Below are 25,498 nucleotides of genomic sequence, written 5' to 3' on the forward strand. Positions count from 1 at the left end.
TCCATGGACATCCGCAAAGCCAAATCGTTGGGATTCAACCTGTTGCACCAAACGATGCCCCGGGCCCCTTGAGCGCTTTCCGCTCTAGGGGGCGCGAGGCCGAGCGGTTTCCGCTCAGCCCACCTTGAGGCGCTTGAGCCGCCGCTTGAGGGCGTGGCGGGAGATGCCCAGCAACTGGGCAGCGAGGCCCTTCTGGCCCCGGGCCCGGGCCAGCGCTTCCAGCAGCAAGTCGCGCTCGGCCGCCGCCAGGCGCTCTGGCAAGGCGTGGCGACCGGCCGCCGGACCTCCCGGATCGGAGGGTCTCATCTCCGGGGGGAGGTGCGAGGGCTCGATGGTCTGGCCTGGATGGAGAATGGTGAGCCGCTCCATCAGGTTGCGCAGTTCCCGCACGTTCCCCGGCCAGGGGTAGGCGCGGAACAGCCTCCGTGCCGCCTCCCCCAGCTTGACCGGGGCGCATCCTTCCTCCCGGGCGAAACGCTCGGCGAAGTGGGCGGCGAGCAGGAACACGTCCTCGCCCCGGTCCTGGAGGGCCGGCAGCTCCATGGGGACCACGTTCAACCGGTAGTACAGGTCCTCGCGGTAGCGGCCCGCGCGCACCTCCGCCGCCAGATCCCGATTGGTGGCGGCCACGACGCGCACGTCCGCCGCCGCCTCGCGAGCGCTCCCCAGGGGGCGATAGGTGCGGTTTTCTAGGAAAGAGAGGAGCTTCGCCTGCAGCGGCGGCGCCAGCTCCCCGATCTCGTCGAGGAACAGGGTGCCCCCGTCGGCCAGGGCCACCAGCCCGACCCGCCGCTGATGGGCGCCGGTGTAGGCCCCTTTTTCGGCGCCGAAGAGCTCCGCCTCCAGGAGCGGCTCGGGCAGGGAGGCGCAGTTCACCTCCACGAAGGGCCCGGCGCGGCGCTCGCTCTCCTGGTGGATCGCCCGCGCCACCACCGCCTTGCCGGTGCCGGAAGCGCCCAGCAACAGGATGGTGCGGGCGCTGCTCGCCGCGACCCGGGCCACCTGCTCGCGCAGCCGCTGGGTCGCGGGATGCTCGCCGACGATGACCGCCTCGCTCGCCGTCAGCCCGCGCCGGTAGGCCACCTCTTGGTCGATGCGCCGGCGCTTCACGGTGGATTCGATCAAGTGCACCAGCTCGTCCAGGTCGAAGGGCTTGGTGAGGTAGTCGGAGGCGCCGGCCTTCACGCATTGCACGGCGGCCCGGGTGTCGCCGTGGGCCGAGATCATGATGACCGGCAGGTCCGGCCGGGCCGCCTTGAGGGCGGCCAGCACCTCCATGCCCGAGACCTCCGGCAAGCGCAGATCCAGGAGCACCGCGTCGGGATCGATCTCGGCGGCGAGCTTCAGGCCGCTCTCGCCGTCGAACGCCCCGCGCGCGTCGATTCCCGCCCCCTTCAGGGCGAACTCCAGGGAGCGCACCAGCTTGCGCTCGTCGTCAATGATGAGCACCAGGGGCGCAGTCTTCATGGGTGAGGTCCGCGGCGGCGAGGGGAAGGCGCACGGTCACCGTGGTGCCGGCGCCGGGCTCGCTCGCGATCTCGATCCGGCCCCCGTTCATCTCGGCGAGCTGGCGCGACACGGCCAGCCCGAGCCCGGTGCCGCCGGGTTTGGTGGTGAAGAAAGGCTCGGCCACCTTGTCCACGAGCCCCGGCGGGATGCCGACCCCCGTATCGGACACGGCCAGGCAGCCGACGGGCCCGTCCCGGTAGGCGCGCAGGGTGAGCGTTCCCCCCTGGGGCATCGCCTGCAGGGCGTTCAGCACCAGGTTCACCAGGATCTGCTGGGCCTGGCCCGCGTCCAGATGGAAGCGCAGGTCCCGCTCCCCCAGCACGGAGATGGCGACCCGGGATTCCTCCGCCATGGAGCCGGCGAGGGCCGCCACCCGGCGCAGCAGCTCCCCCGCCGTGACGTCGCTTTTCTCCGGTTCGCTGGGGCGGGCGAAGCTGAGCAGGCTCTGGATCACGCCGTTGATGCGCTCGATCTCCTCGACGACGAGATCCACCAGCTCCCGTCGCGCGGGCTCCGTCTCCCTCGCTCCCAGGGCCTGCACGCTGGTCTTGATGGTGGCCAGGGGATTGCGCACCTCGTGGGCGATGCTGGCGGCGAATTCCCCCAGCGCCGCCCGCTTCTCGGTTTCCACCCGGGCGCGGATCAGCGCCCGCAACTCAGCGCTCATGCGGTTCAGCGCCCGCGCCAGGGTGGCGATCTCGTCCCGGCCTTCCACCGGAACGTGGATCGCCAGCTCGCCCCGGGCCACCGACTCGGCGCCGGCCACCAGGGGCGCGATGCGGCGGCGCATGCGCGCCCCCAGCCGCAGGAACAGCAAGAGCAGGGCGCCGGCGGACGCGCTCGCGAGACCCAGCATGATGTAGCGCACCGGGGCCCCGGGGGAGGGCAGCTCGGCCGCCTCCCGCAGCATCGCCGGAAACCATCCCGGCGCGATCTCGGGACCGGAGACGAGGGGCGCGGCGACCCGCAGCTCGGTGCCTACCTCGGAGAAGACGCGTCCATTGGGGGTGTGCAGGACCGGGCGGTAGACGTCTAGCGCCGCCCCCGTTAGCAGCTCGGTGACCGAGGCGAGCCGCACCTGGAGGGCGACGCTCACCGGCTCCGATCCGATGCGCCGGCGCAGCAGAAACCAGCTGGGGCGCCCGTCCCCCGGCACCAGCGGGCCGATCAGCTCGGCGCCCTGGAACTCCACCCGGGGCAGCGCCCCGAGGGAGAACTCCCGCTCCTCCCACAGAGGCGCACCGGGTGCGCCGTGTCCAGGCAGCGCCGCCAGCACCCGCCCGGCGGCATCGAAGAACAGCACACCGTAGACGTCCGGGGCGTCGGTCTCGTAGCGCAGCAGGTTGAGCAGGCGTTCGTCGAGCCGGTGCAAGTCCGTGTGGGCGATGGCCGCCAGCTCGGGGAAATCGGCCAGGGCCTCGAGCTGGAACGCCTTGGTCCTCAGGAAATCGGCCAGCTTGCTCGCCGCGGCGGTGAGCCGGCTTTCGAGGCGCTGGTCGGCGAGCCGCACCACCATCTCGGCGGCATAACGATCATAGAGGACCACGGTGGCGGCGAGGGGCACCAGAGCCGCCAACAGGGACACCAGGAGATAGCGCGCGCTCAGGCTCGAGTGCACTGGGATGTCGCGCAACCGCCCCCATGACTGGCCCAGGACGCGGCGGGCCCGGCGCGACACCGTGGTGAAGGGACTCCCTGGCATAGGCTTCCGGTCTCGAAGGCGACTGCCGAGACATTTGAGCACGGGGCGGACGCGGTTACAATCCGCGGCCTAACCGGCCCGGCCCTCGATCACCCTCCAGCCGGTGCGGCGGGCCGCCGCGGTGAGCCCGGCGTCGGGCGCCACGGCGACGGGCGTGCCCACCGACCCGAGCAGCGGCAGGTCGGACGCCGAGTTGGCGTAGGCCACGCATTCCCCCAGCGTCGTTCCATGAGCTACGCATAGGCCCTCGGCCAGCATCCGTTTTTCTTCGCCGTAGGGATGGACCAGGGGCGGGGCGGCGCTGTAGCGCCCGGCCCCATCGGTGGCGCACACGGTGGCCACCACCTGGGGCACGCCGATGGAGCGGGCCAGCGGCCAAGCGAGGAAATCGGGCGTGCCCGTGAGCAGGACCAGGCGGTCGCCCCGCTCGGCGTGGGCGCACAGCCGCTGGACCAATGCCGGGCGGATATGGCGGACCAGGTGTTCGGCCACGAAGCGCTCCCCCAGCCGGGCGATGTCCTCGACCTCGAGCCCGTACAGGTAGGCCTTGTTCTTCCTCAGCACGTCGCGCCCGTAGCGCGGCCACTCGCGGACGGCGAAGCCCGCGTAGGCCAGCATCTGGCGCGGCCCCAAGAAGCCGCGCCGGGCGAGATAGGCGGCGAAGCGCGGCTCGGAATGGGCCACCCGCAAGAGCGTCCCGTCCACGTCGATCAGCACCAGGGCCACGGCGGACTAGCGCGCCGCCCGGGCCGGGGCGACCCGCTCGGAGGCGACAAACTCCACGATCACCGGCAGGCCGCGGGCCAGGCACAGGACGACGGCGATCAACACCAGGGCGTCCTTGATGCCGAGGAGCAGGGCGCTCCTCTCCGCCCACAGTTCGGGAAACACCTGCGGCCAGGGCTGGATGAGCAGAATCCAGCAGAAGGCCAGCATCTTGGCCGCGCCGTAGGCGAAGCGCATGAAGCGTCCCGCCACCAGCCAGCGCCCGAGGGCCGTGCGCGCCATGGCGAACGGGGTCTCGCCCCGCTTGAGTCCCTGGGCGCGCACCGCGTCCACCAGGAAACCGCGGGTGAGAAAGACGATCCCGACCCATACCGGCACGAGGCCCAGGTGCACAGTCACGAGCCACAACACGTTTTCCACCACGCGATCGACGGCGATGTCGAACACGGACCCGAACAGGCTTTCCTCGCGGCGCTTGCGGGCGACGTAGCCGTCAATGCCGTCGAGGGCGAAGATCAGCACGAGGAGCGGCGCATTCAGGAGCTGCCAGGGCGGCGGTAACTGGTAGACCATGACGACCAGCACGAAAAGGAGGACGAAGCGGGAGGCGGTGATCAAGTTGGCCATGGGACGCGGCGTCGAGGAATGGAGAACGATGGTATGAATGGACTCCGTTCCGGCGGCCGCCACCGCTTCCGCGCCCCCGGGCCGAGAGCGGGAGCCGGCGCGCCGGGCGTCGTGGAATTGGAAGACGATCCGGGGTTGCGGGTTCCCGAGCCCGCAGCGGCTTGGTAATGCTCTTGCCTCGACGGGCGTAGGTCGGCCCTCGAGGCCCTATAAAAAAGCCAGCCCGGAAGGCTGGCTTTCCTAGGACACGAAAGCGGACCGACTCATGCCGCCGTGGCGCGCTCCAGGAGCTTCTGGAGCTCTCCCCGTTGGTACATCTCGGTCATGATGTCCGAGCCGCCGACGAACTCCCCGTTCACGTAGAGCTGGGGGATGGTGGGCCACTGGGCGTACTCCTTGATGCCCTGGCGGATCTCCGGATCCTCCAGCACGTTCACGCTGAAGAAGTCGGTGACGCCACAGGCCTTGAGGATGTTCACCGCGTTGGCGGAAAAGCCGCACTGGGGAAACTGGGGCGTGCCTTTCATGTAGAGCACCACCTTGTGGCCGGTGACTTGTTGTCTGATCTTTTCCTGGACGCTCATCTGCACTCCTATAAACGTTTTGAATCCATCGATGGAAATAACCGACTAATTTGCTAAGGAATTATACAGGGCTGCCGGCTAAAGTCTCAAGGCGGGCACCACTGACCCGTTCGAGGCCGGCCAGGTCGCGGACGGTGAACCCATCGATCAACCCGGCTTGCCCGAAGAGGCGGCGGCACGCCTCCCCCTGGTCGAACCCGTGCTCCAGCAGCAGCCAACCCCCGGCAAGCAGATGGTCGCGGCAGCCCGCCACGATGCGGCGGATGCCATCGAGCCCATCGGGGCCACCCACCAGGGCCTCGTGGGGCTCGAAGCGCAAGTCCCCCTCCTGGAGGTGGGCGTCGCCGGCCGCCACGTAAGGCGGATTCGAAACGATCACCTCGAAACGCTCGCCTTCCAGTCCTTCGTACCAATCCCCATGGACGAAGCGCACATTGGCCGCGCCGAGGCGGGTGGCGTTTTCCCGGGCCACCGCAAGCGCCGCCACCCAGAGGTCGGTGGCGACCACCCGGGCCTGGGGCCGCTCGCGGGCGATGGCGATGGCCACCGCGCCGCTGCCGGTCCCCAGGTCCAGCACCCCCACCGCTTCACCGGGCGGGATGCGCGCCAAGGCTTGCTCCACCAGCAGCTCCGTCTCCGGCCGGGGGATCAGCACCGCGGGCGTGACTTTGAACTGGAGACCGTAGAACTCCTGGCGTCCGGTGATGTAGGCGACCGGCTCCCCCCGCCTTCTGCGCCCGATCAGCGCGCGAATCCGCGCCTCGTCCGTCTCGCTCAACACCGCGTTGGACGCGGCGACGAGCTGGGCGGCGCTGCGGGAAAGGGCATGGCCGGCGAGGGCGCGCGCCTCCAGGTGCGCTTCGCCGAAGGGAAGACCCAGGGCGTCCTGCAGCGCCCGCGCCGCCTCTCGCAAGAAGGCGTCCAACGTCGTGTCCATGTCCCTGTCCCGGCCTGTGCGCTCTCGCCCCGCAACCCTGAAACCTTCTGTCCAGCCATTAACCCCGCGCCCCAGAGCGCCCGGGCGACTTACGCCGGGGTTTCCGCCATGGCTTGGAGCTGCTCGCTCTGGTGCTCGGTGGCGAGGGCATCCAGCAGCTCGTCCAGATCCCCGTCCATGATCTGGTGGATCTTGTACAGGGTGAGGTTGATGCGGTGGTCGGTCACCCGGCCCTGGGGGAAGTTGTAGGTGCGGATGCGCTCGGAGCGGTCGCCGCTGCCGATCAGGAGCCTGCGGGTGGCGGCCTGCTGGCTCTGCTGCTCCCGGAGCTGCTTGTCCTTGATCCGGGCCGCCAGGATGGCCAGGGCCTGGGCCTTGTTCTTGTGCTGGGAGCGGTCGTCCTGGCACTCCACCACGATGCCCGTGGGCAGATGGGTCACCCGCACCGCCGAGTCGGTCTTGTTCACGTGCTGGCCGCCGGCACCCGAGGCGCGGAAGGTGTCGATGCGCAGCTCCGCCGGGTTGAGGACCACGTCGCTCACCTCGTCGGCCTCCGGCATCACCGCCACCGTGGCCGCCGAGGTATGGATGCGACCCTGGGTCTCGGTGGCCGGCACCCGCTGCACCCGGTGCCCGCCGGACTCGAACTTGAGGCGGGAATAGACCCCCTTGCCCACGATCTTGGCGATGATCTCCTTGTAGCCGCCCAGCTCGCTCGCGCTCGCGCTCAGCACTTCCACTTTCCAGCCCTTACGCTCGGCATAGCGGGAGTACATGCGGAATAAGTCTCCGACGAAGAGGGCCGACTCGTCGCCCCCCGTGCCGGCGCGGATTTCCAGGAACACGTTGCGCTCGTCGTTGGGATCTTTGGGCAAGAGCATTCGCTGCAGCTCCGCCTCGATGCGGGCGATCTGCCCGCGGGCCTGCTCCAGCTCCTCTTCCGCCAGCTCCTTGAGCTCCGGGTCGCCCAGCATCGTCCGGGCGGCCTCCAGGTCCTGCTGCCGCTGGCGGTAACCCCGGTAAAGCTCCACCAGGGGCGTCAGTTCGGCGTGCTCCCGGGCGAGCTTACGGTAGTGGTCGAGATCGGCCGCCGCATCCTCCCGGGCGAGAGCCCGGTCGATCTCCTCCAGGCGCCGCTCCAGCTTGTCCAGCCGTTCGACCAGGCTGCGCTTCATGGGTGGGGGTGATGCATCTGGTACAGGCGATGAACGAGCTCCAGCAGCCGCTCCCGGTCCTCGGGGGTCGCGTGGGACAGGGCGTGGCTGGGGGCATGGAGCAGCTTGTTGGTGAGGGCCCGGGACAGGGCCTCTACCACCCGGACCGGGTCTTCGCCTCGGGCGAGGGCCTTCAGCGCCCGCTCCAGTTCGTACCGCCGCTGGCGCTCCGCCTGGTCCCGCAGCGCCCGGATGGTCGGCACCATTTGCCGGGCCTCCAACCATTCCATGAACGAGACCACGTTGCTGTCGATGATGGCCTCTGCCTGCACCACCGCGCCCTGGCGCGCGTCCATGCCCTCCTGCACGATCTCCGCCAAGTCGTCCACGGTGTACAGGAACACGTCGTCCAGCTCGCCCACCTCGGGTTCCACGTCCCGGGGAACGGCGAGATCCACCACGAACATGGGCCGGTGCTTGCGCGCCCGCACCGCCCGCTCCACCAGCCCCTTGCCCAGGAGGGGCAGGGGGCTAGCGGTACAGGTAATGACGATGTCGTGCAAGGCGAGGACGTCCGGCAGCTCGCTCAAGGTCACGGCCCGGCATTGCAGCCGCGCGGCCAGCGCCTCCGCCCGGTCCAGAGTGCGGCTGACCACGGTCATGCGCTGCGGCCGGTGGGCGGCGAAATGGGTGGCGCACAGGTCGATCATCTCGCCCGCGCCCACGAACAGCACCGATTGCTCGCCGATGGAGGGGAAAATCTTGAGCGCCAGGCGCACCGCCGCGGCGGCCATGGAGACGGAATTGGCGCCGATGTCGGTGCGCGTGCGCACCTCCTTCGCCACGCTGAAGGTCCGCTGGAACAGCTTGTGCAGCAGCACCCCCAGGGTCCCCGCTTGCTCCGCCGTGCGCACCGCCTCCTTGAACTGGCCGAGGATCTGGGGCTCGCCCACCACCATGGAGTCCAGGCCGCTCGCCACGCGGAAGGCGTGCTTCACCGCCTGCTCCCGGGGGAGTTGGTACAGGTAGGGCTCCAGGGCGGCGGCGGGGATGCGGTGGTAGCCCGCGAGCCAGCGCACAGCCTCGTCCGGCTGGTCGGTGCTGCAATACACCTCGGTGCGGTTACAGGTGGAAAGGATCGCGGCTTCCGTGACCGGCCGCCGCTCCACCAGGTCGCGCAGCGCATCCGTCAGCGCTTCCGTCTGGAACGCGACCTTTTCCCGCACCTCGAGGGGGGCGCTCTGGTGATTGATTCCGATGGTGTACAACTGCATGGCCCCGCCGGCGGGCACGAAACGCCTCGCCGGCGCTCCGAAAATGCAAAAAGTGATTGATTATAGTATGGGAACATCCGGGGCGCACCAGCAGGACGGGGGGCCTTGGCGGGCCGCAGGCGCCGGCGCTCAGGCGCTCGGCCGAGCCGGGACCGACAGGCCGAGGGGCGGGCGGAGCTTTTCGGGCAGCCCCCGCCCCATGCGGGCCCGATGCCCGCAATAATGGGCCAGTTTCTCGCCCGCGAGGACCAGGGTCTTGCTCTTTCCGCTGCGGGGCGCGACGCCGCTGACCGAGAGCTCCTGCTGGTCCGACACCGCCACCGCGGCGAGCTTTTCGTCCGTCTCCAGCCCCATGACGATCACTCCCCGGCCCCGGGCCAGGCGCTTCATCTCGGCGATGGAAAAGAGGAGCAGCCGCCCCCGCTCCGAGAGGGCCGCCACGTAGTTGCCCGGGGAGTCCTCGAAGACGAAGGGCGCGATGGGGGCCTCCCCCGGTTCCAGCGCCATGAACTCGCGCCCGGCCCGGCGGGTGGACAGCATGTCGCCGAGGGTGGTGATGAAGCCGTAGCCGCCGCTTCCCGCCACCAGCACCCGGGTGTCCGGCCTGCCCGCTACGCAGTGCAGGATACGGCCGCCTGCCTGCACCTCCACCAGGGAGGAGGCGGGCGCGCCGTCGCCCCGGGCGCTCGGCAGCTCCGAGGCCTGCACGGTGTAGGCCCGTCCGTTGGAGTCGAGGAACACCACCGGGTCCACGGTGCGGCAGTGGATCAGGGCGGCCAGGGAATCACCTTCCTTGAAGGAGAGGGTGGAGGCGTCCACTTCCCAGCCCTGGCGGCTGCGCACCCAGCCGTTGCGGGAAAAGATCACCGTCACCGGCTCGTCGATGACGGGGGCGGCGACTGCCGCCTTTTCGGTGGCTTCGATGAGGGTTCGGCGCTCGTCGCCGTAGGTCCTGGCGTCGGCCTCGATCTCCTTAACCACCAGGTTCTCCAGGGCCCGCCGGCTCGCCAGCACCTTCTCCAGCGTCTCCCGTTCCTTGCGCAGCTCCTCCAGCTCTTTCTCCACCTTGAGGTGCTCGAGCTTGGCGAGCTGGCGCAGCCGGATCTCCAGGATGTCCTCCGCCTGGCGCTCGGTGAGCTTGAACGCCTTAATGAGCTCGGCCTTGGGATCGTCGGCGGCCCGGATGATCTTGATCACCTTGTCCACGTGGAGCAGCACCAGCATGCGCCCTTGCAGCACGTGGATGCGCTCCAACACCTGCGCCAGCCGGTGCCGCGTACGCCGGGTCACCGTGGCGAGGCGGAACTCGAGCCACTCGGCGAGCGCCTGCTTCAGCGACTTGGTGGCGGGCCGCCCGTCAAGCCCCACCATGGTGAGATTCAGGGAGACGTTGGTCTCCAGGCTGGTCTTGGCCAGCAGCAGGTTCACGAACTCGGTCTCGTCGACGCGGGAAGTCTTGGGCTCGAACACCAGCCGCACCGGGTGGGCCCGGTCGGACTCGTCCCGGGCCCGGTCCAGCATGGAGAGCATGAGCTGCTTCTCCCGCACCTGCTCCGGCGCCAGGGACTTCTTGCCTGGCTTGGGCTGGGGATTGGTGATGGCCTCGATTTCCTCCAGCACCTTGCGGGCGGAAGTGCCGGGCGGCAGCTCTTGCACCACCACCTGCCACTGGCCCCGGGCCAGGCGCTCGATTGTCCAGCGCGCCCGCACCCGGATCGTTCCCCGCCCCGTTTCGTAGGCCTGCTTGAGCTCCTCGGGCGGGGTGATGATCTGGGCGCCTCCCGGGAAGTCGGGGCCCGGGACGTACTGCATGAGCTCTTCCACGCCGAGCCCGGGATCGCGGATCAGGGCAATCGCCGCGCGCGCCACCTCGTTCAGGTTGTGGCTGGGGATCTCGGTGGCCATGCCCACCGCGATGCCCGAGGCGCCGTTCAAGAGCACCACGGGAAGACGCGCCGGCAATACCTTAGGCTCGGTGCGGGTGCCGTCGTAGTTGGGCACCAGGTCCACCGTGCCCAGGTCCACCTCGGCGAGCAGCACCTCGGCGAACCGGGTGAGCCGCGCCTCCGTGTAGCGGTAGGCGGCGGGGTCGTCCCCGTCCCGGGAACCGAAGTTGCCCTCCCCGTCGATCAGGGGGTAGCGCAGGGTCCAGTCCTGGGCTTGGCGCACCAGGGCGTCGTACACCGACGCGTCGCCGTGGGGATGGTACTTCCCGAGGACATCGCCCACCACCGCAGCGGACTTGGTGCGCTTGGCGCCGGAGCGCAGCCCCGCCTCCCACATGGCGTAGAGGATTCGGCCCTGCACCGGCTTCTGCCCGTCGGCGAGCCGGGGCAGCGCCCGGTCCTTGACCGTGGCGACGGCGTACTGCAGGTACTGGGTCGATGCATATCTGCCCAGGGGCAGGGCATCGCCGGGCTCGCCCTCCAGGGGGGCGAAGTAGGGCGGCAGCCTCCCGCTGCCCGACCCGCCGGCCGGAGGCGAGCCCTTGGGTTTCGGTTTTTCCCCGACGACGGTCGCGCCGCCTTCGAACAGCTCCGACTGGTTTCCCATCCAAGCCTTCCTTACTCTTCGGCCCTCACGTGATGTCCGCCTCCACCAGGTTGCCGTAAGCCTCCATCCACTCCCGGCGCTGGGCGGCGTTTTCCCGGGCCATCATCATGTTGAAGACGGAAAGGGACTCCTGCAGCTCGGCCCCGGCGAGGCTGACCGGCAGCACGCGGCGCGTGTCCGGATTGAGGGTCGTCTCCCAGAGCTGCTCCGGGTTCATCTCCCCCAGGCCCTTGAAGCGGCTCACCGTCCAACTCCCGGGGCGCACGCCCTCGTCGGCGAGCTTCGCGAGCAGCGATTCCAGCTCGGCGTCGTCCAGGGCGTAGAGCTTGCGCGCCGGGCGGCCCTTGCCCTGGGCCGGCACGTCGACGCGGTACAGGGGCGGCCGGGCCACGTACACGTGGCCGCGCTCGATCAGCTTGGGGAAATGGCGGAAGAAGAGGGTCAAGAGCAGCACCTGGATGTGGGCCCCGTCCACGTCCGCATCCGCCAGGATGATGATGCGCTTGTAGCGCAGCCCCGAAAGATCCACCGCGTCGCCGGGCTTGTGGTGATCGACGCCGATGGCCAGCGCGATGGCCTCGATCTCCTTGTTGGAGTAGAGAGTATGGGGATCGTCCTGCCAGGTGTTCTTCGGTTTCCCCTTGAGGGGCAGCACCGCCTGGAACTCCTTGTCCCGGGCCTGCTTGGCCGAGCCGCCTGCGGAATCGCCTTCCACGATGAAGAGCTCGCTGCGCTCCGGGTCGTCGCTGGCGCAATCGGTGAGCTTGCCGGGCAGCACCGCCACGCCGGAGCTCTTGCGTCGCTCCACCTTCTGCGCCGCCCGGGTGCGGGCCTGGGCCTGGCGGATCGCCAGCTCGGCGATGCGCCTGCCTTCCTCCACGTGCTGGTTGAGCCACAGCTCGAAGGGGTCGCGCACCATCTGGGCCACGAGCTTCACCGCATCGCGGGAGATCAGCTCGTTCTTCACCTGGCCCTTGAACTGGGGATCCAGCATCTTGACCGCCAGCACGTAGGAGGCGCGGGACCACACGTCCTCCGGCACCACCTTCAAGCCGCGGCTGCCCATGGAGTGCAGGTCGATGAAGTTCCTAACCGCCTGGTAGACCCCTTCCCGCAGACCCGCCACATGGGTGCCGCCGTGGCGCGTGGGGATCATGTTGACGTAGGACTCGGTGACGGTTTCGCCCTCGGCGGTCCAGGCGATGGCCCACAGGGCCCCCTCTCCTTCCGCGAAGCTGTCGGACTCGGACTGGGCGGTGATGTAGCGCTCGCCGTAGAAGGGCGCGGCGACGGGCCCGAGCCCGGCCATGGCCTCGGCGAAGTAGCCCCGGATCCCCTCCGGGAAGTGCCACTCGGTAGTCTCGATTCGGCCCTTCTTCTCGATCCCCAAGGTGAAGCGCACGCCGGGCAGCAACATGGCCTTGGCGCGCAGCAGTGCCACGATCTGCTGGACGTCGATCTTCGGCGAGTCGAAATACTTGGCATCGGGCCAGAAGCGCACCCGGGTCCCGGTCTCCCGGGGCCCCACGGCGGCGATTTTCCGCAGGGGCTCCTTCACCTGGCCGTTGTCGGCGAACACGATGCGGTAGTGGCCGCCGTCCCGCTTCACCTCCACCTCGAGCCGCCGGGACAGGGCGTTGGACACGCACACGCCGACCCCGTGGAGCCCCCCGGCGATGCGGTAGGCCGCGTCCTTGTCGGTCTTGCGGAACTTGCCGCCGGAATGCAACGTGGTGAAGATCACCTGCACCGCCGGCACCTTTTTCTTGGGGTGGACGTCGATGGGAATGCCACGGCCGTCGTCCTCCACGGTGGCGGAGCCGTCCTCGTGCAGGATCACCGAGACGCGCTTCGCGAACCCGGCGAGCCCCTCGTCGGCGGCGTTGTCGATCACCTCCACCAGGGCGTGGTTGGGGTTCTGGGGATCGGTGTACATCCCCGGCCGATGGAGGATCGGCGACAGATCCTCCAGGATCTCGATGTCCTTTGCGCTGTAGCCCGCGTCCTTGGCCATGATGGTCAATCGCTTCCCCGCCGCTCCGCGGAAAGGCTCAAGCCGCCATTCAAGAAGCGAAAAAGGCTTGCCGACTTTCGGGATCGCGCAAGCCTTGGGTGTTCCGCGTCGTCAATGGGAGAAAACCGCTTTGTCGTTTAGGGTTCTCCTTGCCCGCGCCCCTCGACCACGGAGCGTTCGGCGCGAAATTATGGCACAGTGCGGAAAAGCCTGTCACGCTGGGGCCACCGCCTTGAACCCGCGGCTCCGGAATACCATATAGAATCGAGATAGAATCAGGATACCCACGGAGGAGTGAAGGAGCGGAAGTTGCTTCGATCATCCCGATTCTCAGGTCAGGGAGAACATACCATGCGAAAAATGTGGATCCTGGTGGCCGACAAGGCCAAGGCGCGCATCTTTCTGGCCGAAAAACCCCTGGGACCCCTCACCGAGCTGGAGGCACTGGTGCATCCGGAGAGCAGGCTGCACGCCCGGGAGCTGGTCTCGGACGTCCCCGGGCGTACCTTCGACCGCAGCGGCGAGGGGCGCCACGCCAAGGAGCCCAACGTGGACCCCAAGGAAACCGAGGCCATCAAGTTCGCCATCGAGATCGCCAGCCGCCTAGACGCCGCCCGGGTGCGGGGCGAGTTCGACCGGCTCGGACTGGTGGCCGCCCCCGAGTTCCTGGGCCTGCTGCGGGAGCGGCTCACGCCAGAGACCCGGGCCCTGGTGGAGTTCGAGATCGACAAGGATTTGATGCACCTGCGGCCCCAGGAGATCAGAGCCCGGCTGCCGGAGCGGTTGTTCTCGGCCGTGTAGCGCCGCCTCCATCGGAACGATTCCCCAGGCGTTCCTATCATGAACAAGCGAAAGGTTCTGGTGGCCGATCTTCGTCCCGGAATGTTCGTGTGCGAGCTGGATCGCCCCTGGCTCGAAACGCCTTTTCCCTTGCAAGGCCTGCTGATCGAGAGCAGGGAGCAGATCGAGGCACTGGAACGCTACTGCACCTACGTCTACATCGATCCCCTCAAAGGCTCGAGCGGCCAAGACGGCCCCGCGCCGAGACAGGCCGCGGTCTCCTCCGCCGCCCCGGGCGTCAAAGCGGCGAGCGCCTCCCACCCGGTCCCCGGGAACGTGTTGTACGAGGAACAGGCAAGCGTGGAGGAGGAGTTCCCGCGGGCGGAGCCCATCCGCCAGACCCTCTACACTCTGATGCAGGAGGTCCAGCAGGAGATCCGCAACGGGCGCATGCTGGAGACCTCGAAGCTCAAGCAAGCGCTGGGCGACATGGTGGACAGCGTGATCCGTAACCCCAACGCGCTCCTGCTGCTCACCCGCCTCAAGGCCAAAGACGCCACGTTGCTGGGACACTCCATCGACGCGGCCATCTGCCTCCTGGCGTTCGGCCGCCACCTGGGCCTGCACCGGGACGAATTGCAACTGCTGGGGCTCGGTGGCCTGCTCTACGACGTCGGCAAGATCCGGCTGCCAGAAGAGGTCCTCGCCAAGAAGGGGCGCATGAGCGCCGAGGAGCTCAGACTCATGAAGGGTCACGTGCAGTACGGGGTCGAGATCCTCAGCGCCACGCCCGGCATGCCGCCGGAGGTGATCGAAATGGCGGCGACCCACCACGAAAGGGAAGACGGAAGCGGCTACCCGGAAGGATTGGGCGGCGACCAGGTCGGGCCGTTCGGGAAGATGGCCGCCATCGTGGACTGCTTCCAGGAGTTGACCAGCGATCGCCTGCCGGTGCCTCCCGTACCCCACGCCGTGGCGCTGCAAATGATGCACCAATGGCGCCACCAGCTCTTCAACGGCTATCTGGTGGAGGAGTTCATCCAGTGCCTGGGAGCGTACCCAGCGGGCAGTCTGGTGGAGCTGAGCACGGGAGAGGTGGCCGTAGTGGCGGCGTCCAATCCGGGCAACCGCCTGAAGCCCCGCGTCATCCTGGTCCTCGATGCGGACAAGAAGCCTTATCCGGCCAAGGAGCTCGTCGACCTGGGCGCGGAGGCGCCGGGCTCCCGGGAAATCAAGCGCGCGCTGGAACCGGGGACCTACGGCGTCAACCCCGAGGACTGCTTCCGCCGTTAGCTGCGTCTGCCCCGCGGGCGGAACGGACCGGAACCAGACAGAAGGTAGAAGGAGCCCGGCGATGCTCGAGTTCCGATTGATCAGCCCGGAAGAGCGGGAGGCGTTCATCGCCGCCCTGCGCCGGCACGGCTGGCGCCCGGAAGACTTCACCCTCACGGAACAGCCTCTGGATCCCGCGACCGCGGAGGTGGAGGCGGAAACGGGGGAAGTCGCCGTCGCCTGCACCCGCAACCACCGGGTGGCGGTGTACCCCGTGGGGCGCGGATCCAGTTGGGTGTCGGACTTCGCCGACGACCTGCGCGCCGGCAGGTTCGGTTCGCCGACGGGTGGGATGGCGTGAACTCGCCGCCCGGCCGCGGGCAAGCCCGGCCGCGGAGGGAACGGGCTTTGGCCGGTGAGGGAAGGGCCGCAGGGGCGGGACGGAAATGGAAGCGGAACCCGTTATTTTCCTCATCCGGGGACCGATAACCTCCCTGCCCGATCAGCGAGAGAAAATCCTTGAACTTTCGGTCAACGGCTGACGACCATCGACCTCTGGCCTTTCTTTTGCCGCAGAATCGCTATCGCATCAAACCGGCACTACCCCGGCGGGCAATGCGGATTTGAGCGTTTCGGCCAGGCGCTCGAAGGTTTCCGGCAGCGGCGCTCTCCTGCGCCACACCAGGCCGATCGTGCGTCCTGGCGCGGGTTTCCTGAATGGCCGGCTTTCCACGCTTTTCCGGCTCGCGCGTGGTCCCGTGTCGATCGCCAAGGCCGGCAGCAGCGTCACCCCCAGCCCCATGCCCACCATCTGGCGCAGCGTCTCCAAGCTGGTGGCGCGCACCTCCTCGCGAATGCCGGCACGGACGCCACATATGTCGAGGGCCTGGTCGCGCAGGCAGTGGCCTTCGTCGAGCAGCAGCAGCTTCTCTCGGGCTAGATCAGCAACCCTCACCATGTCGCTTGCCGCTAGCGCGTGGCCGGCGGGGAGCGCGGCATAAAAAGGCTCGTAGAACAACGGCGCGATCCTGAGGTTGTCGTCGCCCATCGGCAACGCCAGAAGCCCCGCGTCGAGCCGGCCATCGAGCAAATGAGCGATGATCTGCGGTGTCATTTCCTCGCGCAGCAACAGGCGCAATTTCGGATGCTTTTTGTGCACCAGCGTAAGCGCGTGAGGCAAGTAGTAGGGCCCGAGCGTGGGAATGACGCCAAGACGGAGCGTGCGCGCCATCGGGTCCTGGGCATGGCGGGCGAGTTCGCGGATGCGCTCCGCCTCCTCGACGATCCTGCGCGCCGCCGCGAGGATTTCGCGGCCGATGGGGGTGGGCGTCACGCGTCTCACGCTGCGGTCAAACAACGTAACCCCAAGGAAATTCTCCAGTTTCTTGATCTGGGTGGACAGCGTGGACTGGCTAATGGAGCAGGCTTCGGCCGCGCGACCGAAATGGCCGTGCTCGGCCAGCGCGACAAGGTATTTCAACTCCTGAAGTGTCATGCGCTGCCGTTCGATTCCATCAATGGAAATATTCTAAACGATTCATTAGACAAATTCTCAACCATGGCTTTCAATAGGTTTACTCCACCGTGGAGTCGTAGTCCTACTATGAGGAGAGGCCATGTCCGAAAGCAAATGCCCATTTCATCACGCCACCGCTGCCGGTGGCGGCACGCCGACCAACCACGACTGGTGGCCGAACCAGTTGAATTTGAAGATTCTGAGCCAGTTCGCTTCCGAGACCAGCCCGATGGACGCCTCGTTCAATTATGTCGAGGAGTTCAAGAAGCTCGACCTCGCGGCGGTCAAGAAAGACCTGTATGCGTTGATGACCGACTCGCAGGACTGGTGGCCGGCCGACTACGGCCATTACGGGCCGCTTTTCATCCGCATGGCTTGGCACGCGGCCGGCACCTACCGTGTCGGCGACGGCCGCGGCGGCGCCGGCCTGGGCCAGCAGCGCTTCGCGCCGACCAATTCTTGGCCCGACAACGTCAACCTGGACAAGGCGCGGCGCCTCTTGTGGCCGATCAAGCAGAAGTACGGCAACAGGATTTCCTGGGCCGATCTCATCGTGCTAGCCGGCAACTGCGCGCTGGAGTCCATGGGCTTCAAGACCTTCGGCTTCGGCGGCGGGCGCGCCGATGTCTACGAGCCGGACGAGTCCGTGTACTGGGGCTCCGAAACGCAATGGCTCGGCGACGAACGCGGCGGCACCCAGCCCGACTTCGAGAATCCGCTCGCCGCCGTGCAGATGGGGCTGATCTATGTGAACCCGGAAGGCCCCGGCGGCAAGCCCGACCCGCTCGCCTCCGCGCGCCTGGTGCGCGAAACCTTCGCGCGCATGGCGATGAACGACTACGAGACCGTGGCGCTCACCTGCGGCGGTCACACCTTCGGCAAATGCCACGGCGCCGGCGATCCGCTCCTGATGGGTCCGGCGCCTGAGGCGGCCGATATCGAGAACCAGGGCTTAGGCTGGGTCAGCACCTACGGCTCGGGCAAGGGCGGCGACCAGATCGGCAGCGGCCTGGAAGGCTCGTGGACGCCTACGCCGACGAAGTGGGACATGAGCTATCTCGACATGCTGTTCGGCAACGAATGGGAACTGACCAAGAGCCCCGCTGGCGCCTGGCAGTGGACGCCTGTCAAGCAGACCGACGCCAATATGGCGCCGGCCGCGCACGATGCGTCGAAGAAGGTGCCCATCATCATGACCGACGCCGACATGGCGATGCGCTACGACCCCGAGTACGAAAAGATCGCGCGCCACTTCCACAAGAATCCGGAAGAATTCGCTAGAGCCTTCGCCCGCGCCTGGTTCAAGCTCACCCATCGCGACATGGGTCCCAAGACCCGCTACCTGGGCCCCGAAGTGCCGGCCGAAGACCTGATCTGGCAGGACCCCATTCCCGCGGTCAACCACCCGCTCGTCGACGATAAGGACGTGGCGGCGTTGAAAGCCAAGGTGCTGGCTTCCAGCCTCACCATCCCCGAGCTGGTCTACACCGCGTGGTCCTCGGCCGCGAGCTTCAGAGGGTCAGATAAGCGCGGCGGCGCCAACGGCGCGCGCATCCGGCTTGCCCCGCAGAAGGACTGGGAAGTCAACCAGCCGGCCCAGCTCGCCAAGGTGCTCGGCGTGCTCGAAGGCATCCGTAAGGACTTCAACGGTACGGCCAAGGCCGGCAAGAAGATTTCGCTCGCCGATCTCATCGTGCTGGCCGGCTGCGCCGCGGTCGAGGAGGCCGCGCGCAAGGCCGGGCAGAACGTAACGGTGCCTTTCACGCCGGGCCGCATGGACGCCCTGCCTGAGCAGACCGATGCCGCCTCCTTCGCGCCGCTGGAGCCCATCGCGGACGGCTTCCGCAACTACCGCAGCAGCCGCTTCCCCGAGGTGCCCGCGGAAGCCTTGCTGGTGGACAAGGCGCAGCTGCTCACGCTCACCGCGCCGGAAATGACAGTGCTGGTCGGCGGCATGCGCGCGCTGGGCGCGAACTTCGGCGGAGCCAAGCACGGCGTGTTCACTGATCGCCCGGGCGTGTTGACCACGGACTTTTTCGTCAACCTGCTCGACATGGCGAACGAGTGGAAGCCCGTGTCTGCCGACAAGAGCCTGTTCGAGGTGCGCGACCGCAAGACCGGCAAGGCCAAGTGGACCGCGACTCGTGTCGACCTGGTATTCGGCTCGAACTCGCAGCTGCGCGCCATCGCCGAGGTGTACGGTCAGAACGATGCGCAGGCGAAATTCGTCAGGGACTTCGTCGCGGCCTGGACCAAGGTGATGAACCTGGACCGCTACGACCTTGCGGCCTGAGCAAGACGCACGATCCCGGCCGGCTACCGCAAGGCGGCCGTCCGGGAACTGGCTCTACGCGACGGCTTTGCCGATGTCCTGGGCCCGGACGGAAGCCCGTGGGAGAAGCTGACCTGTATATTGGTGGCCAGGGACGGAATCGAACCGCCGACACGCGGATTTTCAGTCCGCTGCTCTACCAACTGAGCTACCTGGCCACTTCGTATTACCGACTGCTGGCACGCGGATTTTAACTCCGGCCGCTCGGCTCGCGCCTCGCTTCACATCGCGTACGCGATGTGAGCCTTCGTTGCGGCTGGCCCGCGCCGCGGGCCAGCCGTCAGTCCGCTGCTCTACCAACTGAGCGACTTGGTTCGCGGAAAGGCAAAATTATACCGGGAATCCTCGTGACGGGTTAAGCCGCCCCGGGCAGCCGGCCGGGGCGGGGCCTTCCCGCGGGGCCGGGCCGTGAGCGGCGGGCGATTCAAAAGAGCGAGCTGTGGAGCCGGAAGTGGTAGCGCACGATCTCTTTGAACTCCCGCACCACCTGCAGGCTTTCCTTGAGCTGGCGGCGCTCCAGCGGCGTTAGCGCCTCCGGCGCCATGTAATTGTCCGGAGTCCCGTCGCTTGCTGGCCGATCTAGGCCCGCCTTCAGGCGCAAGGCGAGCAGCGCCTGGTAGGCCTGGCGCAGGGCCTCGCCGAAGCGTTGGTCGAAGACCCGGCGGTGCTCCAGTTGGCGGACGCGCTGGAACGTGTTGGTCTCGGTGAGGCCGCATTGCAGGGCGAGGCTGCGCACGCCGTGCACTACGGGAAAGAGCCCCGCTTTCTTGAGATCCAGCATGCCCCGGCGCTCGCCGTCCTTTTCCACCCGCAGCCGGCCGAAGAACGTGAGCGCATCGCCGAACATTTCCACCGGCTGGGCGAACTTGGCGCAGAAGGCGTCGTTTTCCCGGGCGAGCTCCAGCACCCGGTCCTTCGCCTGGGCGAGCAGGCTCAAGTCGCCGGCGACGGGCAGCGCATCGAAAAAAATCGCGAGATCCAGCACCGAGGCGCCATCTCCGCGCCGCACCCAAGAGGTGACTTCTTCCCGGAAAGCGGAAAGCGGTTTCGCCCACTTGGGATTGCGGGCCATGACGCCGCCGGGGCACGGCGGCCATCCCAGCGTTTCCATGGCGTCCGACAGGGCGGTCCCGGCCGAGGCAAGCTCGGCGATCGGGATGGCGTCGCGCCCGATCAGCCCGTTGTCCTGGTCCGTGCGCCGCAGTTGCTCTCCCCGCCCTTCGCTCCCCATGACCATGAGGCAAAGCTCCCCGCGAAGCGGCGCGGGGACCACCAGGTCGAAGAGCCGGGCGTAGACGCGCCGGTGCAGCCCGCTCACGAGGCGCGCCAGGTGCTCCACGTGGATGCCTTCCCGGAAGAGGTCGTTGAGCAGCCGGTCGATGCCGGCCATCACGTGCTTGAGCTCGGCGAGGCTTCCGGCCGCTCGAATCCGCACCGCCACCACCAGCGAGTGATCGGCGAGAAAGGAGAGCAGCCGCACCTGCTCCAGCACGCCCGCGATCTCGCCGGCGCGCACCACCACCAAGCGCTGGATCGAGCGCTCGGACATGAGGGCCAACGCCGTGGCGAGGGTCTCGTCCGCGCTGACCGTCACCAGGTCGAAGGTGGCGAAGCGGGCAAGGGGCGTGGTGGCCGGGTCCGCTCCCTGGACCAGGGCTTCCCGCATGTCGGTGGCGGTGAAGATCCCGACGCGCGCCCCATCCTGCACCAGTAGCGAGGTGGCCCCTTGCGCTTTCATGAACCTGGCTGCCTCCGTGAGGGTCGCCGTGCCCGGCAGCAGAGTGGGCGGGTGCAGCGGCACGTCCGCCACGCGGGCGAGGAGCAGCGCCGCCAGCTCGGGAGCGGTGTCGCCGGCCGGAAATTCCGTGGCGTTGGGGGGCGGCGAAGAGGCGTGCATCAGCGGATCCTTGGGGAATTTCCCCGGACAATGGGCTCTTTTTATAGCAAAAAGCCCCGGGGCGTCGTCCCCGGGGCAGAGCACCGTGATAAGCCCGTTCTCAGTGGGCTGCCGCGCCAGTCGCGCCGATGCCGGTCTGGGAGCGCACGAACTGGGCCTCGAAGGCTTCCGCTTCCCGCCGGGCCGTCTGGCTGCGGTCCAGCACCGAAATGAGCCAGGTGCAGGCGAACGCCGCGGTCATGGAAAAGAGCGCCGGGTACTTGTACGGGAAGATCGCCTCCTTGTTGCCCAGCACGTCCACCCACACCGTGGGACCGAGGATCACCAGGACCACCGCTGTCCCGAGCCCGATGAATCCGCCGTAGAACGCCCCCTTGGTGGTCAGCCCGCGCCAGAACATGGACAGGAACAGCACGGGGAAGTTGGCGCTCGCGGCGATGGCGAAGGCCAGCCCCACCATGAAGGCGATGTTCTGCTTCTCGAACAGGATGCCGAGAATGATGGCCAGCACCCCCAGCACCAGGGTGGCCATCTTGGACACCCGGATCTCGGTGCGCTCGTCCACCCGGCCCTTCCTCCACACCGAGGCGTAAAGATCGTGACTCACCGCGGAGGCGCCGGCCAGGGTCAGCCCCGCCACCACCGCCAGGATGGTGGCGAAGGCCACCGCCGAGATGAAGCCCAGGAACAGGTTCCCGCCCACCGCTTTCGCCAGGTGCACGGCCGCCATGTTGTTGCCCCCCACCAGCCCGCCCGCGGCGGTCAGAAAGGCGGGATTGGTGCTCACGAACACGATGGCGCCGAAGCCGATGATGAAGGTGAGGATGTAGAAATAGCCGATGAAGCCGGTGGCGTAGAACACGCTCTTGCGCGCTTCCTTGGCGTCCGCCACAGTGAAGAAGCGCATCAGGATGTGGGGCAGCCCCGCCGTGCCGAACATGAGCGCCATTCCCAGGGAGATGGCGGACACCGGATCGGATACCAGGGTGCCGGGCGACATGATGGCCTGGTGCTTGGGGTGGACCTCCACCGACTTGGCGAACAGGGTCTCCAGGCTGAAGCCGTAATAGTAGAGCACCATGAACGCCATGAAGGTCGCGCCGGAGAGCAGCAGCACTGCCTTGATGATCTGCACCCAGGTGGTGGCCAGCATGCCGCCGAACATCACGTACATGACCATGAGCACCCCCACCAGGATCACGGCGTAGGTGTAGGGCAGGCCGAACAGGAGCTGGATCAACTGCCCCGCGCCCACCATCTGGGCAATGAGATAGAGCGCCACGGTAGTGAGGGTGCCGCACGCGGCGAGGCTTCTGATCGGGGTCTGCTGGAGGCGGTAGGAGGCCACGTCGGCGAAAGTGTACTTGCCCAGGTTGCGCAGCCTCTCCGCGATCAGGAACAGGATAACCGGCCAGCCCACCAGGAAGCCGATCGAGTAGATGAGCCCGTCGTAGCCCGAGGCGTAGACCAGGGCCGAGATGCCCAGGAACGAGGCGGCGGACATGTAGTCGCCGGCGATGGCCAGTCCGTTCTGAAACCCGGTGATGCCGCCGCCGGCGGCGTAGAAATCGGCCGCCGAACGGGTGCGCTTCGCCGCCCAGTAGGTGATGCCCAGGGTCGCGACGACGAAGGCCAGGAACATGACGATGGCTTCCACGTTGACCGGCTGGCGCTTGATCTCCCCCTCGAGGGCGCCCGCGGCGATGGCCAGTCCCGGCCCGGCCAGGGCGAGGGCCGCCGCCAGGGACCATTTCAGCAGTTCAGGCAGGGGTCTCATTTTTTGAACTCCTTCACGATCTCGTTGGTGAGGGCGTCGAACTCGGTGTTGGCGCGGTACACGTAGATGCCCGTCAGCAAGAACGCCGCGACGATGATGCCGATGCCGATGGGAATGCCCACGGTGGTCACCCCGCCGCCCAGGGGACGCCCGAGCAGGGTGGGGTCGAAGGCGATCGCCAGGATGAAAGCGAAATAGATGGCCAGCATGATGGCCGCCAAGGTCCAGGCGAACCGGGAACGCCGGGCCACCAGTTCCCGGTAACGGGGGTCCCGGGAGATTTTATTCAGCAGTTCGTCCGTCATGGTGCTTCCTCCTCAGAGCAAAGAGCGCCGCCGAAGCGGCGACCCAAGAGTGCACACTACCTGGCCAAGCTTACGCGGGGCTTACGGCGGCGCGATCCGCCCCGGCGCCGGAAGGAAACGCCACCCTCACCCGGGTGCCCACTCCCGCCGAGTTGGGTTCCACGGAAACGCAGGCGCCGTGGGCCTCAGCGATGCTGCGCACGATGGCGAGCCCCAGGCCGGAGCCCTCCTCCCCGGTGCCCAGCACCCGGTAGAAACGCTCGAAGACCAGTGCCCGTTCCTTGGGATCGATGCCGATGCCGGTGTCTTCCACCTCCAGCACCACCCGAGGCCGGGCGAGCAGGCGCACCGTGACGCGCCCGCCGGGGGGCGTGTAGCGGAGGGCGTTGTCCACCAGGTTGCTCGTGAGTTCGCGCAGCAACGCCCCATGGCCGCGGATGACCGCCCGAGGCTCCTGGGATTCGAAGGCTAGCTCAAGTCCCTTCTCCACCGCCCGGTCGTAGAACTCCGCCACGGTCTCCCGGGCGAGGGACACCAGGTCCAGGAGCGCGAGGGCGAGGCCGGCGCCGGTCGCCTCGGCACGGGCCAGGGCGAGCAACTGGTTCACCAGGCGGCCGGCCCGCTCCGCGCCGGCGGCGATCTGCTCGAGGGAGGCCTTCAGCTCGGGCGTCGGCGCGAGGCGCAGCGCGAGCTGGGTCTGGGTCTTGAGCCCCGCCAGGGGCGTGCGCATCTGGTGGGCGGCATGGGAGACGAAACGCTGCTGCGCCTGGAGCAGCCGCTCGAGGCGGGCGATCAACTCGTTCATGGCGTGCACCAGGGGCTGCAGCTCTTCGGGCGCCTGGTCCTGGTCGATGGGACGGAGCCGCTCGGCCCGGGTTTCCCGGATGTCCCGCTGCAGCCGCTCCAGGGGCCGCAGGCCGCGCCGCAACGCCCACAAGACCAGCAGCATGGCGAAGGGGACGATCAGGAACTGGGGCAGGGTGATGCCGGTGACGATGGCCGAAGCCAGGTGGTCGCGGCGCTCCGTGGTCTCCCCCACCAGGATCACCAGGGCCTGGGGCTCCGCTGCCCCCGGCACCGGCCGCAGGGCGTACGCCAGCCGGGCGTTCCGTCCTTGGAAGCGCCCGTTCTCGAAACGCACCTGAGCGTCCATCGGCGCCGGCAGCGGGATGTCCAGCGTCGCCTCCCCCGCCAGCACCGTGCCGTCCCGGGTTCTCACCTGGTAGAACGTCTGCAAACCTTCCGGGCTTGCCAGGATCCCGGTCGGCTCCATCCCCGGGCTCGCTAACAGGAGCCGCCCATCCCGCCAGCGGAGGCGGTCCCCGAACTGGTGCAGGCGCGATTCCAGTTCTCGGTCGTAGGCCTGGTCGGCGATGGCGTGGGCCACGAAGTAGGTCACCACCACCGACAGGGGCCAGACCACGAGGAGGGGCAGGAACATCCAGTCAAGGATCTCGATGAACAGGGACCGGGCCGGCCGGCGGGCTTCAGCGGCCATCGGAAGCCTCGATGGAATAGCCGAGGCCGCGCACCGTGTGGATCCGCACACCGCTGCCCTCCAGCTTCTTGCGCAGCCGATGGACGTAGACCTCGATGGCGTTCTCGCTCACCTCGTCGCCCCACTCGTACAGGTGCTCCAGCAGTTGCCGCTTGCTCACCAGCCGGCCCGGGCGGCCGATCAGCGCCTCCAGGATGGCCAGCTCCCGTGCCGAAAGATCGACGGGCTTGCCGGCGACATGGCCCTGGCGGGCAGCCGGATCGAAGGCCAGGCGTCCCAGCGCGATCACGCCGGGCGCACCGCACAACCCCCGGCGCAGCAGCGCCCGCACCCGGGCCTCCAGCTCAGCCAGCTCGAAGGGTTTGGTAAGGTAATCGTCGGCGCCGCCGTCCAGCCCCCGGACCCGATCCTCGGTCCCATCCAGAGCGGTGAGAATCAGCACTGGCGTGCGCTGGTTCCGGGACCTCAGACGGGAAAGCACCTCCAGGCCCGGCAGCCGGGGCAGACCCAGGTCGAGGATCAGCAGGTCATAGCGGTGGGCGGCCAGGGCGGTGTCGGCCGCTGGGCCGGACTCGACCCAGTCGACGGCGTAGCCGCATTGCCGGAGCGCCCGCGCCAGCCCGTCGCCCAGGATGCGATCGTCTTCCGCCAGCAGGATCCGCACCGACCGGAGCCCTCCATGTTTTGAACCTTCGGTAAATGGTTAACGAACCATTTACCGCAAGCACCGGACGCTCTGCCCATATTATGGACGGCGGCGGAGCGGGAAACAAAAAGCCCCGCGGGCGCGGGGCTTGGGGGACATCGATCCGCGCGAGCCGAAACGCCCGCGCGGGGGTGATGCTTCTTACATGTCCATATCGCCCATGCCGCCCATGCCGCCGTGGCCCATGGGCTTCTCTTCCTTCGGCAGTTCGGCCACCATGGCGTCGGTGGTGAGGATCAGCCCGGCGATGGAGGCCGCGTTCTGCAGGGCGGTGCGCGCCACCTTGGTCGGGTCGATCACGCCCATGGCCACCAGGTCGCCGTACTCGCCGCTCT

At 68.1% G+C, this 25,498-nt stretch carries 20 protein-coding genes, 1 tRNA gene and 1 pseudogene; 4 read left to right on the top strand and 18 right to left on the bottom strand.

Annotated features, from left to right (window positions below):
- Nucleotides 1-114 precede the first annotated feature (114 nt).
- The 10 genes from ACUVYZ_RS16650 to ACUVYZ_RS16695 form a co-directional block, all read right to left on the bottom strand.
- Nucleotides 115-1,467, bottom strand: a complete 1,353-nt coding sequence (locus ACUVYZ_RS16650) for a sigma-54-dependent transcriptional regulator (RefSeq protein WP_439935573.1) — start codon at nucleotides 1,465-1,467, stop codon at nucleotides 115-117.
- Entirely contained in the window at nucleotides 1,436-3,211 is a 1,776-nt protein-coding gene (locus ACUVYZ_RS16655) for a sensor histidine kinase (RefSeq protein WP_439935572.1), read from the bottom strand. The genes ACUVYZ_RS16650 and ACUVYZ_RS16655 overlap by 32 nt, the downstream gene beginning before the upstream one ends.
- A gap of 69 nt (nucleotides 3,212-3,280) precedes the next feature.
- Nucleotides 3,281-3,937, bottom strand: a complete 657-nt coding sequence (locus ACUVYZ_RS16660; protein WP_439935571.1) for an HAD family hydrolase — start codon at nucleotides 3,935-3,937, stop codon at nucleotides 3,281-3,283.
- 6 nt (nucleotides 3,938-3,943) lie between these two features.
- A complete protein-coding gene (locus ACUVYZ_RS16665; protein WP_439935570.1) occupies nucleotides 3,944-4,564 on the bottom strand; it encodes a CDP-alcohol phosphatidyltransferase family protein in 621 nt (206 codons plus the stop codon).
- Nucleotides 4,565-4,827: 263 nt separating this feature from the next.
- Nucleotides 4,828-5,148 carry a Grx4 family monothiol glutaredoxin gene (gene grxD, locus ACUVYZ_RS16670; protein WP_439935569.1) on the bottom strand — a complete coding sequence of 107 codons (321 nt, stop codon included), beginning with the start codon at nucleotides 5,146-5,148 and terminating at the stop codon, nucleotides 4,828-4,830.
- A gap of 61 nt (nucleotides 5,149-5,209) precedes the next feature.
- Nucleotides 5,210-6,085, bottom strand: a complete 876-nt coding sequence (prmC, locus tag ACUVYZ_RS16675; protein ID WP_439935568.1) for a peptide chain release factor N(5)-glutamine methyltransferase — start codon at nucleotides 6,083-6,085, stop codon at nucleotides 5,210-5,212.
- A gap of 89 nt (nucleotides 6,086-6,174) precedes the next feature.
- Nucleotides 6,175-7,260, bottom strand: a complete 1,086-nt coding sequence (gene prfA, locus ACUVYZ_RS16680; protein ID WP_439935567.1) for a peptide chain release factor 1 — start codon at nucleotides 7,258-7,260, stop codon at nucleotides 6,175-6,177.
- Nucleotides 7,257-8,513 (bottom strand): glutamyl-tRNA reductase, encoded by a 1,257-nt coding sequence (gene hemA, locus ACUVYZ_RS16685; RefSeq protein ID WP_439935587.1) that lies wholly within the window; start codon nucleotides 8,511-8,513, stop codon nucleotides 7,257-7,259. Before hemA ends, prfA begins: the two co-directional genes overlap by 4 nt.
- Before the next feature lie 129 nt (nucleotides 8,514-8,642).
- Nucleotides 8,643-11,066 carry a DNA topoisomerase IV subunit A gene (gene parC / locus ACUVYZ_RS16690; protein ID WP_439935566.1) on the bottom strand — a complete coding sequence of 808 codons (2,424 nt, stop codon included), beginning with the start codon at nucleotides 11,064-11,066 and terminating at the stop codon, nucleotides 8,643-8,645.
- 25 nt (nucleotides 11,067-11,091) lie between these two features.
- Nucleotides 11,092-13,080: a DNA topoisomerase IV subunit B gene (locus tag ACUVYZ_RS16695; protein WP_439935565.1), complete on the bottom strand. Its 1,989-nt coding sequence runs from the start codon at nucleotides 13,078-13,080 to the stop codon at nucleotides 11,092-11,094.
- Between the two features lie 351 nt (nucleotides 13,081-13,431).
- On the opposite strand from ACUVYZ_RS16695, the gene ACUVYZ_RS16700 reads away from it, so the two are divergent.
- The 3 genes from ACUVYZ_RS16700 to ACUVYZ_RS16710 all read left to right on the top strand — a co-directional run bounded on the left by ACUVYZ_RS16700 (nucleotide 13,432) and on the right by ACUVYZ_RS16710 (nucleotide 15,493).
- Nucleotides 13,432-13,881 (top strand): host attachment protein, encoded by a 450-nt coding sequence (locus ACUVYZ_RS16700; protein WP_439935564.1) that lies wholly within the window; start codon nucleotides 13,432-13,434, stop codon nucleotides 13,879-13,881.
- A 39-nt stretch (nucleotides 13,882-13,920) separates the two neighbouring features.
- Nucleotides 13,921-15,153 (top strand): HD-GYP domain-containing protein, encoded by a 1,233-nt coding sequence (locus tag ACUVYZ_RS16705; protein ID WP_439935563.1) that lies wholly within the window; start codon nucleotides 13,921-13,923, stop codon nucleotides 15,151-15,153.
- A 61-nt stretch (nucleotides 15,154-15,214) separates the two neighbouring features.
- Complete coding sequence (locus ACUVYZ_RS16710; RefSeq protein ID WP_439935562.1) at nucleotides 15,215-15,493, top strand: hypothetical protein; 279 nt, start codon at nucleotides 15,215-15,217, stop codon at nucleotides 15,491-15,493.
- A 228-nt stretch (nucleotides 15,494-15,721) separates the two neighbouring features.
- Here the strand turns inward: ACUVYZ_RS16710 and ACUVYZ_RS16715 are convergent, their stop codons facing one another.
- Complete coding sequence (locus ACUVYZ_RS16715) at nucleotides 15,722-16,627, bottom strand: LysR substrate-binding domain-containing protein (protein WP_439935561.1); 906 nt, start codon at nucleotides 16,625-16,627, stop codon at nucleotides 15,722-15,724.
- A gap of 121 nt (nucleotides 16,628-16,748) precedes the next feature.
- On the opposite strand from ACUVYZ_RS16715, the gene katG reads away from it, so the two are divergent.
- The gene (katG, locus tag ACUVYZ_RS16720; RefSeq protein ID WP_439935560.1) at nucleotides 16,749-18,941 is read left to right on the top strand and encodes a catalase/peroxidase HPI; all 2,193 of its coding nucleotides are present in this window, start codon (nucleotides 16,749-16,751) and stop codon (nucleotides 18,939-18,941) included.
- 121 nt (nucleotides 18,942-19,062) lie between these two features.
- On the opposite strand, the gene ACUVYZ_RS16725 is transcribed toward katG, so the two are convergent.
- The 7 genes and pseudogenes from ACUVYZ_RS16725 to groEL all read right to left on the bottom strand — a co-directional run.
- Nucleotides 19,063-19,138, bottom strand: a tRNA-Phe gene (locus ACUVYZ_RS16725).
- Between the two features lie 266 nt (nucleotides 19,139-19,404).
- Nucleotides 19,405-20,877, bottom strand: a complete 1,473-nt coding sequence (locus tag ACUVYZ_RS16730) for a putative nucleotidyltransferase substrate binding domain-containing protein (protein ID WP_439935559.1) — start codon at nucleotides 20,875-20,877, stop codon at nucleotides 19,405-19,407.
- Nucleotides 20,878-20,977: 100 nt separating this feature from the next.
- Complete coding sequence (locus ACUVYZ_RS16735) at nucleotides 20,978-22,654, bottom strand: cation acetate symporter (protein WP_439935558.1); 1,677 nt, start codon at nucleotides 22,652-22,654, stop codon at nucleotides 20,978-20,980.
- Nucleotides 22,651-22,959 carry a DUF485 domain-containing protein gene (locus ACUVYZ_RS16740; RefSeq protein WP_439935557.1) on the bottom strand — a complete coding sequence of 103 codons (309 nt, stop codon included), beginning with the start codon at nucleotides 22,957-22,959 and terminating at the stop codon, nucleotides 22,651-22,653. Before ACUVYZ_RS16740 ends, ACUVYZ_RS16735 begins: the two co-directional genes overlap by 4 nt.
- A 70-nt stretch (nucleotides 22,960-23,029) precedes the next feature.
- Nucleotides 23,030-24,457, bottom strand: coding sequence for a sensor histidine kinase N-terminal domain-containing protein (locus ACUVYZ_RS16745; protein ID WP_439935556.1), 1,428 nt, complete (start codon nucleotides 24,455-24,457; stop codon nucleotides 23,030-23,032).
- Nucleotides 24,447-25,121 (bottom strand): response regulator, encoded by a 675-nt coding sequence (locus tag ACUVYZ_RS16750; protein ID WP_439935555.1) that lies wholly within the window; start codon nucleotides 25,119-25,121, stop codon nucleotides 24,447-24,449. The genes ACUVYZ_RS16745 and ACUVYZ_RS16750 overlap by 11 nt, the downstream gene beginning before the upstream one ends.
- 183 nt (nucleotides 25,122-25,304) lie before the next feature.
- Nucleotides 25,305-25,498, bottom strand: a pseudogene (gene groEL / locus ACUVYZ_RS16755) (chaperonin GroEL); the annotation flags it as partial.

The sequence above is a fragment of the Pelomicrobium sp. P1 genome (assembly GCF_052805615.1).